The organism is Aquimarina callyspongiae, assembly GCF_034322225.1.
GTDB lineage: Bacteria > Bacteroidota > Bacteroidia > Flavobacteriales > Flavobacteriaceae > Aquimarina.
In genome coordinates this window covers 88,155-103,447 of record NZ_JAXLPA010000005.1, presented here as the reverse complement: position 1 = coordinate 103,447, position 15,293 = coordinate 88,155, and the positions used below count along the sequence as shown (strand labels likewise).

Here is a 15,293-nt window from a genome sequence, read left to right as displayed (position 1 = left end):
TTTCTAATTAAATCTGCAGGCTTTCATAATTTTATTTCGTTTAGTATAAATAGACTGATTTAGATAATGCCTTAAATAATAATGAAATTAATTTTTTCAATTTTAAACATTCGGCTGGACTTGAAAAAAGATCAACAATTTTAAAAAAATCAATAAGCATCCAAACTCTTTTTTATATCATCATAAGGTAAAAGTTTAACAGAAATTTAAGTGTATTAGTATATTATTGATTTTGTCATCTATTTTATAAATGTTCGAATTACGTAAACTTGAGTGTTTGTTTGTAAGTATTTGATAATAAGTATTTTGTATTTTAATTTTTATTTCATATTCTATTTTTATAGCTATAATATTCTCATTTATATCCTGTTAAGTCATTATTGTTATTTGTTATAAATTTTATACTTTTAAAGCACACCGAAATCTTTATTGCTCTCAATTTTCAATAATATATTGGTGTGGATCTATTATTTGGAGAGGTTACTTTGGATATGGATCACTAAATGAATATTCACTCAATCAAAATTAAGGAGGTTTATATGAAACGAAGAGACTTTGTAAAATATGCGGGATTAGGATCCGGCGCTTTAATGATGCCTTCCCTACTAATGGGAAATGATATTTCTGCAGAAGCATTGCTCAATCCTGGAATGGATGTGGCAATCAAAAAGCAACTAGCTGATATAGCTCTCAATACCGCAAAATCCTTAGGAGCGTCTTATGCCGATGCTAGAATAGGGAGGTATTTGAACCAATATGTTTTTACCAGAGAAGATAAGGTACAAAATGTAGTGAACACAGAATCATTTGGTATAGGTATTAGAGTTATTGCTAATGGTACCTGGGGGTTTGCCTCTACCAATAATGTTACTGATAAAGGCATCAAAAAGGCTACAGAACAAGCAGTAGCTATTGCAAAAGCGAATTCAAAAATCCAAAAAGTTCCTGTAAAATTAGCTCCTGTACAATCGTATGGAGAGGTAACCTGGAAAACACCAATTAAAAAAGATTTTAAAGAAGTACCTATTTCTGAAAAAGTAGATCTATTATTAAGTGCTAATGCAGCTGCATTGAAGAACGGAGCTAATTTTGTGAACTCAGGTTTATTTATGGTAAATGAACAAAAGTACTTTGCATCCACAGAAGGATCATATATAGATCAGGATGTACATCGTATATGGCCAACTTTTACGGTTACGGCTATTGATCGAGCCAATAATAAATTTAAATCTCGTCAGGCAATGAGTGCTCCGATGGGAATGGGATATGAATACATGGATGGATTGGATTCTGAAAAATTAGAAGGTCCTGCCGGAATGAAGTTATATAGAGGTAGCTATGATATGGTAGAAGATGCTACCATGGCTGCAAAACAAGCAAAAGAACGTCTTACCGCCAAATCGGTAGAAGCTGGTAAGTATGATCTGGTATTAGAACCAAATCATCTTGGATTAACTATTCACGAATCTGTAGGACATCCTTTAGAATTGGATCGTGTATTAGGTTATGAAGCCAATTATGCAGGTACAAGTTTTGCTACTTTGGATAAATGGAAAACCAAAAACTTTAAATATGGAAGCGAGATCGTTAATCTTGTGGCTGATAAGACACAAGTAGGATCCTTAGGTGCTGTAGGATATGACGATGAAGGAGTAAAAACAAAGCAATGGGATTTGGTTCGCAAAGGTATTTTAACTAATTATCAAGCGATCAGAGATCAAGTACATATGATTGATCAAAATGAATCTCATGGATGTTGCTACTCTCAAAGTTGGAATGATGTACAGTTTCAGCGTATGCCTAATGTTTCTTTAGAGCCAGGTAAAGAGAAATATAGTGTCAATGACATGATAAAAGATGTAGAAAAAGGTATATATATTGCAGGTAGAGGTTCTTACTCTATTGATCAACAGCGATATAATTTCCAATTTGGAGGAACCGCATTTTACGAAATTAAAAATGGAGCGATTGTGGGTATGTTGGATGACGTAGCATATCAATCCAATACCCAGGAGTTTTGGAATTCTTGCGCTAAAATATGTGATGAGAATGATTATCGCATGTTTGGTTCATTTTTCGATGGTAAAGGACAGCCTTCTCAAATTAGTGCTGTATCACACGGAAGTTCTACAACAAGATTTAACAATGTAAATGTGATCAATACCGGTAGAACTATTTAAAACATTGTTTTATCTACAAATACAAAAAAATCATGGCAATATATACAAAAGAAGAAGCAAGGAAAATCATGGAAAAAGCGTTAAGCTTTTCTACGGCAGATGCTTGCGAAGTTAATTTAAGTGGAAGCGAAAGCGGTAATATCCGTTACGCACGAAATACGGTGTCAACGGCAGGGCACAGATCCAATCAAACTTTGGTTGTTCAATCAAATTTTGGTAAAAAATCAGGAACAGCAACTATTGACGAATTTGATGATGAATCACTTAAGAAAGTAGTAAAAAGAGCTGAAGAATTAGCAAAACTCTCTCCAGAAAATCCTGAGTTTATGGCTCCATTAGGAGCGCAAACGTATGATACATCTATAACGTTTAATAAGGCTTCAGCTAATATTACACCAGAATATAGAGCTACTGTTGCCAGTAGTAGTATTGAACCGGCAGCAGCAAAAGATGTAACAGCTGCAGGGTTCTTTAACGATTCATACGGATTCAGTGCAATGATGAACTCTAATGGTTTGTTTGCCTATAATCAATCTACCAATTCTAATTTTACCGTTACCATGAGAAGTAACGATGGAACCGGATCTGGATGGGTATCAAGAGATTTTAATGATATAAGTAAATTTGATGCTGCAGAAGCTTCAAGAGTGGCAATTGATAAAGCAATCCTGTCAAGAGAAGCAAAAGCGATAGAACCAGGAAAATATACTGTGATTCTTGAACCAGCAGCCTCCGTAGGATTATTAGGTAATATGTCTTTTGCATTTAATGCTCGAACAGCAGATGAAGGAAGAAGTTTTATGTCAAAAGAAGGAGGTGGAACAAAGATGGGAGAGAAAATAGTCGATGAACGCGTAAATATATGGTCAGATCCTTTAGACTCAGAAGTTCCTACAAGTACTTGGAATGGATCAGGACAACCTTTGAAAAAGACAACCTGGGTAGAAAAGGGAGTCGTAAAAAATCTGGCTTATAGTCGTTATTGGGCAGAGCAAAAAGGAGTAGCTCCTGTACCTTTTCCAAATGGATTTATTATGCAAGGAGGAGATGCTTCTCTCGAAGACCTTATCAAAGGAACCAAAAAAGGAATTTTGGTAACACGGTTATGGTACATAAGAACTGTAGACCCTCAAACTCTATTATATACAGGACTTACCCGTGATGGAACGTTCTATATTGAGAACGGAAAAATCAAGCATCCTGTTAAAAACTTTAGATTTAATGAGAGCCCGATTATTATGCTTAATAATCTTGAAGCACTTGGTAAACAAGTAAGGATTAATGGTAATTTAGTTCCTTATATGAAAATAAGAGATTTTACTTTTACCAGTCTTTCAGATGCGGTATAGTTAATCATTAGTATACATAAAGAAGTCATCTGAAAAAGGGTTTTTTTGGATGACCTCTTTATTTTGATATTATTTAAATAGATCTTTTTTACAAGAATTTAGAATAAAGAAGTTCTTGTAAATGAAATAGTAAAAAGCATTGAGTAACAAGTTCTTTTTTACAAGATTACAATATGAGTCGGGCGATTGGGACGTAGATCAAAGAATGCCTTCTAATCTTTTAAACTCTTTGGTAGAGTATACTACCTTAAAAGTAGACACACAAGAAAAGATTATTCCATTAAGTAGTGATGAGATATTTAAAAGTCCGTTTTGTTATATATCCGGTCATAAATTGGTACAATTCACTAAAAAAGAAAGAGAGAATTTTGAAAAATATGTGAATAATGGAGGTTTTGTATTTGCAGATGATTGCAATCATGATATAGATGGTCTGTTTTCTAAATCTTTCGAACGCCAAATGGAAGATATTTTTGGCCCCAATGAATTAAAAAAGATTCCTAATAATCACGAGATATACAATGTTTTTTTTGAATTTGAAAATGGCCCTCCAACTACTTCACAAGAACTTAACGGATGGGGAGATGATATTGTGCATGAATATTTAAAAGCCATAGAGATTAATGGAAGAATAGGAGTACTATTCAGTAATAAAGATTATGGTTGCGAATGGGACTACGATTTTAGAAACAAACGTTGGTATAAAATAGATAATACCCGTTTTGGGGTGAATATAGTGATGTATGCATTGACATCATAAAAAAATATATATGGAGAAAGATATAGCGAGTATTGAACAAGAGGTGAATACGCTAACAGAAAAACTTACTCACTTAAAAAATGAAATAGGTAAGGTAATTATTGGTCAGGAGGAAACTGTAGAACAGCTTTTAATTACATTTCTTGCTGGTGGACATGTTTTGTTGGAAGGAGTTCCTGGGCTAGCAAAAACTTTAATGATTAAGACATTAGCTCAGGCAATAGATCTTCAGTTTAAGAGAATACAGTTTACACCAGATTTGATGCCTTCAGATATTATTGGTACAGAAATATTAGAAGAAGATCATAGTACAGGAAAGAAGTTTTTTAAGTTTAATAGAGGACCCATTTTCGCAAATATTATTTTGGCTGATGAAATCAACCGTACTCCACCAAAAACACAAGCAGCTCTATTAGAAGCTATGCAAGAGTTTGAAGTTACTTATTCTAATAAAACCTATAAGCTGGATAAACCATTTTTTATTCTGGCCACTCAAAATCCGATAGAACAATCGGGAACCTTTGTGCTTCCTGAGGCGCAACAGGATCGTTTTCTTTTATATATTAAGATTGGTTATCCTAATGCATCAGAAGAAACAGCTATTTTAAAAAATACAACAGGTACCAAAAAAGAAACACTTAACCAGGTAATTGCAGGAGAAGATATTATCAAATTACAGCAATTTGTAAGAGAAATACCTATCAGTGATGAATTGATAGAATATGTTAGTACCCTAGTTCGAGAAACTCGACCAGAAACTACTACTAATGACTATGTAAAAGAATGGGTAAGTTGGGGAGCTGGTCCAAGAGCTGGTCAGGCACTGATATTAACAGCAAAGGCCAGAGCACTTATTCATAAACGCTTATCGGTTACTTTAGAAGATCTTAAAAGTGTAGCTCAACCAGTATTAAGACATAGAATCATTGTTAATTTTAGAGCAGAATCAGAAGGTATTACTTCAGATAATGTTACTACACAATTAATGGATGCTACTACAATAGACATAAAATAAAAAAGTGAAACAAGATTATCATCAATTATTAAAACCTGAGCTAATAAAAAGTGTATCAGGATTATCGCTCATTGCGCGAGTAATAGTTGATGGATATTTGTCAGGACTCAATCATAGTATCCATGTTGGACCTGGAATGGAATTTAGTCAATATCGCAATTATGAACAAGGAGATGACCTAAGGTTGTTGGATTGGAAAATGCTTGCTCGATCAGGTAGATATTATATCAAACAGTCAGAAATAGAAACAAATATTACTGTAAAATTTATTATTGATGCTAGTAATTCGATGCTTCATAAAGATGGCGATTTGTCTAAATTAGATTATGCCAAAGTCCTTGTAGCATCTTTAGCTTATTTGTGTCAAAAACAAGGAGATGGTATTGGTCTTTTTGCTGTTAACGATAATAATTTATATAATCTATATCCTAAGGTAAAAAAACAGCATTATAACCATCTGTTACAGAAGTTAATCAATATTAAAGGCGAAGGTAAATGGCCAGAAAATCCAAAATCCTCACAACATCTTCATGATAAAAACCATAAAGAACTAATTTTCTTTATCACAGATTTATATGAATATGACAAAGAACTAACCTCTTTTGTAAAGAGGTTAAAAACTACTAGAAATGAAGTCGTTGTTGTACATCTAATGGGAAAAAACGAATTAGAGTTTGATTATAAAGGAACGATAACATTTGAAGATCTAGAGACAAAATCAAAAATCAAAGTAGACGCGGCTTTTGCAAAAAATCAATATTTGTCAGAGCTTGAAGAAATGATGAAAGAGATAAAAAATATGCTTTTGGCAAATGATATAAACTATCACTTGTTTAAACTCAATGAGCATATTGGAGAAGCGTTGCAGATATTTTTGAAACAACGTACTAAACTCCTTTGATATGTATTTTCTTAATCCTACATATTTATGGGCTCTATTAGGTTTAATAATACCTTTAGCCATACATCTTTGGAGTAAAAAAGAAGGAAAAACTATTAAAATAGGTAGTGTTAAACTTTTAAAAGAATCAAATTCTAAACAATCAAGTAGTATTCAGTTTAATGAGTGGTGGTTATTCCTTTTACGAATGCTACTAATAGGGTTACTAGTTTTAATTATTTCACAACCTCAAATTAAAAGAAAGACGGATCAGGTTCCAATTACTTATATCATAGAACCGTCACTTTTAAGTAGCAATAAAATTACTCGGTTATTAGATACATTGACAGACGTAACCTCTGTAAAATTACTAAGAAAGGGATTTCCAGAATTTAATAATGATCAGTTAAGTGGTGTAGATACTATAGTTCCAAAATATTGGCAATTAATTAAAGAAATGGAAACACTACCTACAGATAGTATTGTAGTGATGACTAAAGCATATTTATCAGGAATACAAGGAAGAAGGCCAGAAATACAAAAAAATATTTCTCTGATAACATTAGACTTAGGTGTACCGACTAAGGATATTGTACAAGCAAGTAAAAAGGAAGAAGAAATAGAATTAATTTCTGTAAACAGTAATTATCAGGCATTATCTTTTGAAAAGAAGAATTTGTCTTCAACTAACGATCAATTCATATTTAATTCAAAAAAAGATAGTGTTTCATTTTTAATGAAAGGAAAAAAGAAACGGTTATCAGTCTTTGTAGAGAAACCAAAAAAGATACTTCTATATTACCAGGATAGTCTTTTTAACCAGAAGAACTATATGGAGGCTTCATTTAGGGCAATAGAAAAATATACCAATATTCCGTTTCAAATAAGTTCTGGACAACGTATAGATACTTTGGATTTAGATACATTTGATCTACTAGTATGGTTATCTAAAGATACAATACCTAAAACCTCAAAAAAACGACTAGCGTATCAATTAGACAATTTTGCGGCAAAAATTATAGAACCCGGAACATCTTCAAATACCTTTTACCTTACTAGATCATTGAATATTGAGAATATGATGAATGAGTATTTTTTAGAACAATTGATAGATGTGCTCGATCTTCATAAAAATATAAAAAGAAAAATACCAAAGTATGATAAAAGAACGGTATCTCTTGAGGAATTAACTCCGATAACGATTGATAATAAACGATCTAAAAAGAGTGCTGTTTTTTTTGATGTATCAAATTGGATGTGGTTGTTATTTATGGTGTTCTTAATTGTTGAACGAATCCTGTCAAAACTAAGAAAGCAATGATGGAGTCGGGTAACAATATATTAGTTCGGTTTAAAAGGCGATGGCAACTCAAACGCTGGATAGAAATATTGTTATATGCAATTGGTCCGGCAACATTGGTTTATTTCTTGTCTTTTAACATATATTCATCCGTTTTTACTTTGGTTATAGTAATTGCTATTATAGCTTTTCTTTTTAAACCCTGGAAACTAAGTTTAAAATTGATTACGAAATATGTTGACCAGCATCTAGAGAGTGCAGAGTATAGCACAGGTCTTTTATTATTACCAGAAGAACAATTAACTAGGGTAGCAAGACTACAGCGTTATAATATTACAAAAGAGCTTAATCAAAGACTATCAACTGTAAAACCACCTGACCATCTCCTAAGAGGAGTGCTAATATTAGGAGCATTTTTACTAATTGCATTTTTTTCTTTTCAGTTTAATTTGATGAGCTATTTAAAAGGATCTCAATCACCGGTGAAGGAATCTGAGAAAATCACTTTTACATCAGGAGATTCTACGGCAACTCGGATAACTTCTCCTAAATTAGAAAGTCAGGTATTAACAATACGTTATCCAAGATATACCAGAATACCTGCTTTAAATACTTCTGAAATGGATATTAAAGCAGTAGAAGGTTCTAGATTACTCTGGAAGTTACAATTCAATACGGATGTGCAAAGTGTAGTTATGGAAAGTTTAGGGAATGAACATCCAATGAAATTGGTAGATGGCAAATATATATTGAGATCTGTAGTACATACCTCAGGGTTTTATAATTTTAAATTTATAGATAATCAAGGGGTATCTTACACTTCAGATTTATATGCTATTAAAATGATAGAAGATCAATCACCAGTTGTGGAGATCAAAGAACTAAAACAATTTACCACTTTTTCTTTTGGCGAAAGTAAAAACCTGTCTTTTACTACATCAATCTCAGATGATTTCGGAATTGCAGATACATATATTATTGCTACGGTGAGTAAAGGATCTGGAGAATCTGTCAAGTTTAGGGAAGAAAAATTGGGTTTTGATACCAAGTTTTCTAAGGGAAATAAAAAACTAAATCTGTCAAAGAAAATAAATTTGGATCAGATGAAAATGGAGCCTGGTGATGAATTATATTTTTATGTAGAAGCTGTAGATCAAAAACAACCTAAGCCTAATAAATCCAGAAGCGAAACCTTTTTTGCGGTAATAAAAGATACAGTTTCTGATCAGTTTGCTGTAGAAGGAACAATGGGAGTGGATTTAATGCCTGATTATTTTAGAAGTCAACGGCAGTTGATTATTGATACAGAAAAATTACTAAGTGATAAACCCAAATTAACAGAAAAAGATTTCAAGTTTAAAAGCAATGAATTAGGCTTTGATCAAAAAGTACTGCGTCTTAAATATGCTGAATTTATGGGTGATGAATCAGAATTTAGTGAAGCAACCGAAGAAAATACTGAAAACCATGTTGAAGAGGATCACGATCACGAAGAAGACCCATTAGCACAATATACCCATAAACACGATAGTGAGAATGAACATAATCTTGTCGAAGAAAAGAAAGAAGGCAATTCTAAAGAAGATCCTTTGAGTGAATATTTGCACAATCACCAAGACCCTGAAGAATCTACGTTATTTACTCAATCTTTAAAAAGTAAACTAAGACAAGCACTCAATGAGATGTGGGATGCAGAATTATACTTACGATTATATACTCCAGAAAAATCACTGCCATACCAATATAAGGCACTTAAATTAATTCAGGAGATTAAAAATAGTGCAAGAATTTATGTACATCGAATAGGGTTTGATCCACCTCCTATAAAAGAAGATAAAAGACTTACCGGTAAGATTGATGAGGTATCTAATTATCAAAAAAATGCGGAGCTAACAATAGAAAAACCTTATTCTTCGATTCGTGAGGCTATCTTAAAATTAGAAGAGCTGATAGAAGCAAAGGAACAAATTGAAAATGAAGATAGAAAACTCTTTGAATTAGCAGGTAACGAATTAGCAACAAAAGCCATAGAAAACCCTGGAAAATATTTGAAAACATTGCAGCAGTTAAAATGGCTTACAGAAAATAGAGAAATTTCAATTAGTACTTTAACAGAAATACAAAATGAATTAATATTGATACTCCCAGAGCTTGAACCTAATCCAATAAAAAGAAAAGTATTCACTAGTGATATTAATAAATTATTGCTTAAAGAACTCGAAATTCATGAGTGATAATATTACTTTTTTAAATGCTGATTGGATCTGGCAAATAGTTGTTGGAGCTTTGTTATTGTGGATTCTTTTTATTTGGAAAGAAAGATATTTTGTTATTAATAAAAAGAGGTTTTGGATTCATATCAGTATTGCTTTTTTGGCAATTACCTCATTAATAATGATAGCCTTGAAACCAGCTATAATTATGAACTCAGAAGTAAGTAAAATTGCTTTATTGACAAAAGATTATAATGAACATCAGTTAGATAGTTTAAAAAAGATACATAAACGATTAAAAACAAAAATATACAGAGCAAACCAATCAGTTTTTGAAAAAAACAATTCAGATTCTATATTATTATTAGGTATAGGAATAGAACCTTATGATTTTTGGCAATTAGATAATTACAATGTAAGTTATTTATCAAGCGATGTATCTTCTGGAGTAATTAAGTTTAAGTATGATCAGCAAAATATAGTTGGTCAAGAATTAGTTTGTCAAGGACTCTACAAAAAACCTTTAAACGGAAATACATTAATACTACAAGATCCGGGAGGAGTAGTTTTGGATTCGATTCCCCTTTCAGGAGAAGATGAGCAACTATTTACTTTACGAACCAAACTTAAAGTAAAAGGAAAATATGTTTATACATTGGCAGAGAAAAATACTGAAGGAAAAATTGTTTCTCAAGATCCAATCCCAATAGTTGTAGAGGAGTCCAATAAGTTAACAATAGTAATCATTAATAGCTTTCCCACTTTTGAAACTAAGTATCTTAAGAATTTTCTTACCAGTATGGGACACAAGATTGTGGTAAGAAGTCAGATAACTAAAGGTAAATATAAGTTTGAATATCTAAACACACCTAGAATACCTTTGGGGACTTTAAATGAAAAGAGTTTGGAGCCGTTTGATTTATTGGTTGTTGATGGTGTTTCTTTGAAAAATATGAGTAAGAGATCTCGGGAAAACCTTGAAAATGCCGTGAGACGCCAGGGATTAGGGGTTTTTATTCAATCAGATGTCGATTATTTTAGATTTTCTGTAAAACCAGCTGCTTTTAATTTTATAAAAGATAAGAAAGTAAATATAAATGTTCCAGATTTGCCTGTAACAAATATTCCTAAATATAATTTTCTTTTTAAAGCAGAACTTGGACTGCAACCTGTGCATGTTTCTGACAATAAAGAAATTGTATCAGCATATAAGCATATTGGTGCAGGAAGAATAGGAACCACTGCTTTAAAAAATACCTATGAACTATTATTATCCGGCAATGTAACTGCTTATCAAAAATTATGGTCAGAACTCATTAGCGATATTAGTAATAAAGAAACTCCTAAAGTAGCCTGGCAATCTGTACCAGGAGTATTATATAAAGATGAACCTCTTGATTTTGTATTAAGAACATCCATTTCTAAACCAAAGGTAACGACTGATATTGGTTATCAGGTTTCTTTGCTGGGAGATGTGAATATATCCAACCTTTGGAAAGGAACTACATACCCCAAAAAATATGGATGGAATATGCTTACTACAACAAAAGATTCGATAAACAGATTAGAATATTTTGTTACTGATACAACTCGTTGGCGTTCATTAGTTGATTATAATAAAATAGCAAAAAACTTGTATAATTTTAATCGCACTCAGAAGAATACAAAACCAACTTTCATTCAGGAACCGATAAACCCTCTAATATTCTTTTCTATTTTTTTAATATGCATTGGATATTTATGGTTAGCTCCTAAAATTTCAAATAGACAATAGTTGTTGATTGATTATTTATTAATAATGTTTTATTTGCCCGATGTATTTTGAATAAGATTATTTCTGATAATTTCGGCACTACTTTCGGGTGTTATATCCCGTTGCGGCATTCCAAACATTTCATAACCCACCATAAACTTTTTTATTGTTGCGCTACGCAGGAGAGGTGGGTAAAAACTCATATGCCAATGCCAATGGTCGTTACTTTTTTTATTTGTTGGCGCTTGATGAATACCACTTGAATACGGAAAAGAACAACTAAATATAGTATCATAGGTTTTTGTGATAACCGAAATAGCTTCCGAAAAATAATACTGTTCCTGATCATTTAAATTTGAGATATCAGGTTGATGCTTTTTAGGAATGATCATTGTTTCAAAAGGCCAGACAGCCCAAAATGGAACTAGAACAACAAAGCATTCGTTTTCATATACAACCCGTTCCTTTTTGATAAGTTCTTGTTCTGTATAATCTTGTAGTAAATAAGATTGTTTCTTTTGAAAATAAACTAATTGGTTATGACTCTTTTTTACTATTTCATTAGGAATTGTTGATTGACTCCAGATCTGTCCATGAGGATGGGGATTACTGCACCCCATTATGGCACCTTTGTTTTCAAATATTTGAACATAGTTTATTAAATCTTGATTTCCTAGTTCATTATATTCTTTAATCCATAATTGCACTACTTTTTCAATTTCTGCAATCGATAGATCTGCTAAGCTTTTTGAATGATCAGGACTATAACAAACAACTTTACAAATACCTCGTTCACTATATGCTTGAAATAATTCATTATCAATGGTTGAGGTTTTAATATCTTCTTGTAAAGCAGCAAAATCATTGGTGAACGAAAAAACATCTTGATAATCAGGATTCTTTTCTCCATTTGCTCTTGTATTTGTTGGACACAAGTAACAATTCTTATCATAATTAGGTCTTTTCTCTAAAATAATATCTTCTGTTTTACCCTGCCAGGGTCTATTTGTTCTATGAGGAGATACCAGGATGCTTTCACCAGTTAAAATATTTTTACGAATATGTGAATGTTTATATATAGTAGAATTCATTATGATCTAATTACTGATTAACTAACCTTACACCATTTCCTAGTTTAACCTGATAAGCAGTTGGACGATGGTTAAATGTTGCAAAAAAAGCATTACTTGCCTCATCAATAAAATTATCTATACTGTCCTTATGAACCAGATTTATCGTACATCCACCAAATCCAGCTCCCATCATCCTGGCCCCAAGTACGTTTTGATTTTTTTTAGCTAGATCTACTAAAAAGATAAGCTCTTTACAGCTTACTTTATATTGGTTTTGTAATCCATCGTTTGAAGCAAAGAGTAATTTTCCTAATTCCTGATAATTTTTTTCTTTCAGGGTTTTAGAAGCGGTTAATACTCGTTCATTTTCTTCAATTACATAAAGTGCTTTTTGATAATCTTGATCACTTAATTTATTTTCAATTGTTTTTAAAAGCTCAACGTTAACATCTCTTAAAGCGTTTACTTTTAATAAAGAAGCCACTTTTTCACAAACAGCCCTTCGTTCATTATATTCACTTTCAGCTAATTCATGTTGTACATTAGAGTTAATCAAGACAATTTCGTAATCTTCAAAATCCAGATTGAAAATGGTAGCGCTTAAATCTCTGCAATCTAAGAGAATAGCGGAGTTTTCTTTTCCAAACATACTGGCATATTGATCCATTATGCCACATTTTACACCTACAAAATTATGCTCTGCTTTTTGAGAAACATAAATTAATTCTTTTTTAGATAGTTGTAGATTTAATAATTCATTTAACCCAAAAGCAACTACATTTTCTAATGCAGCCGAAGATGATAATCCAGCTCCTGATGGGATATCACCAGAAAACACCAAATTAAAGTTTTGTACTTTTCTTTCTTTTTTTTGGATTTCAGCAATAACACCAAGCACATAATTTTTCCAGCTACCAGAATGTAAAGGTTTGATTATATCGGTTGTAAATTGATGCGAATCATCTACATCTAGTGCTATAACCTTACTAAATGCGTCATTGGATTTTGAAAATGCGGCATAAATTCCTTTATCAATAGCCGCTGGAAATACAAATCCTTCATTATAATCAGTATGTTCTCCGATAAGATTGATCCTTCCGGGAGCAAAAACGACCAGAGGCTCTTCATTAAAATGTTGTTTAAAGACGGTTTTAACACGTGTAACCAGGTTCTTATTCATAATTATGCAAAATTGATATAAATACCTAAAACGATAATACAGATGATAATGCCTATAGTATTAACTCTTTTCCAAGGAGTTATATCTACCTGTTTAGTGTATTTCAATTCATAAGGTTCTTTTAAAGGATAAAATTTTCCTATCAAAAGCATGATAAGTACATTAAGTATAAATAGAATAGCCATTACATGAAGAAAATGAGGATAGTTTTCTTCACCAACAACATAAGGTTTAATGATAAACTGGCTTATGATATATAACACTGAACCAGAAATAATACCAATTTTTGCTGCAATAGCAGGAATATGTTTGGTTAAATACCCAACAACAATAATTGTAAGTATTGGGATACTATAAATACCATTTGCTTCTTGTAAATATCCAAATAACCCTTCTGATGCATATATTAATAAAGGAGCAATACACATAGAAATAATAGCTAGAGCAACTCCAAAGGTTTTACCTGCTTTTACAACTTGTCTTTCATTGGCAGTTGTGTTAAAATGTGATTTATAAATATCAATACCAAATAAAGTCACAGAACTATTTAAAGCAGAATTGAATGAACTTAATATAGCGCCAAATAACACTGCAGCAAAGAAACCTATCCAGGCAGTTGGTAACACCTCGGATACAAGCATTGGATAAGCCTCATCAGGATTTTCTAATTGACCGTTGAATAGGTGATAAGCTATTATTCCTGGTAGTACTACGATTAACGGGCCTAATATTTTTATAAACGATGCTAATAATAACCCTTTTTGTCCTTCTTTTAAACTTTTTGCTCCCAATGCACGCTGTATAATAGCTTGATTGGTACCCCAATAGAATAATTGTACCAGCATCATTCCTGTAAAGATAGTCTCGATAGGTATTGATGATTTTGGCCCTCCTAATGATTTGAATTTTTCAGGGTTTTCTGTCATTAGAGTGGATATTCCATCAAAGACACTTCCATCACCAATAGCCATTAATCCAAAAACAGGGATAAGCATACCACCAATTAACAAACCTATTGCATTAATTGTGTCTGATATGGCAACAGCTTTTAATCCACCAAAAATGGCATAAATAGAGCCTATAATACCTATGGACCAAACGGTGATCCATAATGCGACATTTTTAGAAACACCTAATAATTCAGGAATATTGAACATATTACTTATTGCTAATGCTCCTGAATACAGAACGATCGGTAATAACACAATTGCATAGCCACTTAAAAAAAAGCAAGACGCTATAGTTTTAGTACCTTTATCATAGCGGTTTTCAAGAAATTGTGGAACTGTCGTGAGACCACCCTTCAAATATCTTGGTAATAAATATATTGCAGTAATAACCATAGCGATGGCCGCTAGTGTTTCCCAAGCCATTACTAAAATACCATCTTTAAAGGCAGCTCCGTTAAGCCCTACAATTTGCTCGGTAGATAAGTTCGTTAAGAGTAATGAACCAGCAATAACAACACCGGTTAAACTTCGACCTCCAAGAAAATAGCCGTCAGAAGTTTTTTCATCTGTTTTTCTACTTTTTAAATATGATATAAGAGCAACAATTAATGTAAATGCTAAAAATGTGATGAATTGCATA

11 protein-coding genes are annotated in these 15,293 nt (G+C 32.3%); 8 read left to right on the top strand and 3 right to left on the bottom strand.

The annotated features are described in order from the left end of the window. Positions 1-539: 539 nt before the first annotated feature. The 8 genes from U0D62_RS20310 to U0D62_RS20275 all read left to right on the top strand — a co-directional run bounded on the left by U0D62_RS20310 (position 540) and on the right by U0D62_RS20275 (position 11,471). Positions 540-2,180: a TldD/PmbA family protein gene (locus tag U0D62_RS20310; RefSeq protein ID WP_322289181.1), complete on the top strand. Its 1,641-nt coding sequence runs from the start codon at positions 540-542 to the stop codon at positions 2,178-2,180. A 32-nt stretch (positions 2,181-2,212) separates the two neighbouring features. Beyond that, a complete protein-coding gene (locus tag U0D62_RS20305; protein ID WP_322289180.1) occupies positions 2,213-3,529 on the top strand; it encodes a TldD/PmbA family protein in 1,317 nt (438 codons plus the stop codon). A gap of 139 nt (positions 3,530-3,668) precedes the next feature. Continuing rightward, complete coding sequence (locus tag U0D62_RS20300; protein ID WP_322289179.1) at positions 3,669-4,289, top strand: DUF4159 domain-containing protein; 621 nt, start codon at positions 3,669-3,671, stop codon at positions 4,287-4,289. Between the two features lie 10 nt (positions 4,290-4,299). Beyond that, entirely contained in the window at positions 4,300-5,304 is a 1,005-nt protein-coding gene (locus U0D62_RS20295) for an AAA family ATPase (protein ID WP_322289178.1), read from the top strand. Between the two features lie 4 nt (positions 5,305-5,308). Then, positions 5,309-6,205 (top strand): DUF58 domain-containing protein, encoded by an 897-nt coding sequence (locus U0D62_RS20290; RefSeq protein WP_322289177.1) that lies wholly within the window; start codon positions 5,309-5,311, stop codon positions 6,203-6,205. Between the two features lies 1 nt (position 6,206). Beyond that, positions 6,207-7,505: a BatA domain-containing protein gene (locus U0D62_RS20285; RefSeq protein ID WP_322289176.1), complete on the top strand. Its 1,299-nt coding sequence runs from the start codon at positions 6,207-6,209 to the stop codon at positions 7,503-7,505. After that, positions 7,502-9,718: a tryptophan-rich sensory protein gene (locus U0D62_RS20280; RefSeq protein WP_322289175.1), complete on the top strand. Its 2,217-nt coding sequence runs from the start codon at positions 7,502-7,504 to the stop codon at positions 9,716-9,718. Before U0D62_RS20285 ends, U0D62_RS20280 begins: the two co-directional genes overlap by 4 nt. After that, a complete protein-coding gene (locus tag U0D62_RS20275; RefSeq protein WP_322289174.1) occupies positions 9,711-11,471 on the top strand; it encodes a hypothetical protein in 1,761 nt (586 codons plus the stop codon). The genes U0D62_RS20280 and U0D62_RS20275 overlap by 8 nt, the downstream gene beginning before the upstream one ends. Before the next feature lie 29 nt (positions 11,472-11,500). Here the strand turns inward: U0D62_RS20275 and U0D62_RS20270 are convergent, their stop codons facing one another. Genes U0D62_RS20270 through U0D62_RS20260 form a run of 3 tightly spaced genes read right to left on the bottom strand, consistent with a single transcriptional unit; the run spans position 11,501 to position 15,292 of the window. After that, positions 11,501-12,541, bottom strand: coding sequence for a UDP-glucose--hexose-1-phosphate uridylyltransferase (locus U0D62_RS20270; protein ID WP_322289173.1), 1,041 nt, complete (start codon positions 12,539-12,541; stop codon positions 11,501-11,503). A gap of 10 nt (positions 12,542-12,551) precedes the next feature. Then, on the bottom strand, positions 12,552-13,703 hold the full coding sequence (gene galK, locus U0D62_RS20265) for a galactokinase (RefSeq protein WP_322289172.1): 1,152 nt from the start codon (positions 13,701-13,703) through the stop codon (positions 12,552-12,554). Between the two features lie 2 nt (positions 13,704-13,705). Continuing rightward, on the bottom strand, positions 13,706-15,292 hold the full coding sequence (locus U0D62_RS20260; protein WP_322289171.1) for a solute:sodium symporter family transporter: 1,587 nt from the start codon (positions 15,290-15,292) through the stop codon (positions 13,706-13,708). Between the last annotated feature and the right edge of the window lies 1 nt (position 15,293).

What these genes read in the sequence shown, in the direction of transcription:
- U0D62_RS20310 (WP_322289181.1), top strand. Translation starts at nt 540, where the DNA reads ATGAAACGAAGAGACTTTGTAAAATATGCGGGATTAGGATCCGGCGCT.
- U0D62_RS20275 (WP_322289174.1), top strand. Translation starts at nt 9,711, where the DNA reads ATGAGTGATAATATTACTTTTTTAAATGCTGATTGGATCTGGCAAATA.
- U0D62_RS20285 (WP_322289176.1), top strand. Translation starts at nt 6,207, where the DNA reads ATGTATTTTCTTAATCCTACATATTTATGGGCTCTATTAGGTTTAATA.
- U0D62_RS20295 (WP_322289178.1), top strand. Translation starts at nt 4,300, where the DNA reads ATGGAGAAAGATATAGCGAGTATTGAACAAGAGGTGAATACGCTAACA.
- U0D62_RS20260 (WP_322289171.1), bottom strand. Translation starts at nt 15,292, where the DNA reads ATGCAATTCATCACATTTTTAGCATTTACATTAATTGTTGCTCTTATA.
- U0D62_RS20305 (WP_322289180.1), top strand. Translation starts at nt 2,213, where the DNA reads ATGGCAATATATACAAAAGAAGAAGCAAGGAAAATCATGGAAAAAGCG.
- U0D62_RS20270 (WP_322289173.1), bottom strand. Translation starts at nt 12,541, where the DNA reads ATGAATTCTACTATATATAAACATTCACATATTCGTAAAAATATTTTA.
- U0D62_RS20280 (WP_322289175.1), top strand. Translation starts at nt 7,502, where the DNA reads ATGATGGAGTCGGGTAACAATATATTAGTTCGGTTTAAAAGGCGATGG.
- galK (WP_322289172.1), bottom strand. Translation starts at nt 13,703, where the DNA reads ATGAATAAGAACCTGGTTACACGTGTTAAAACCGTCTTTAAACAACAT.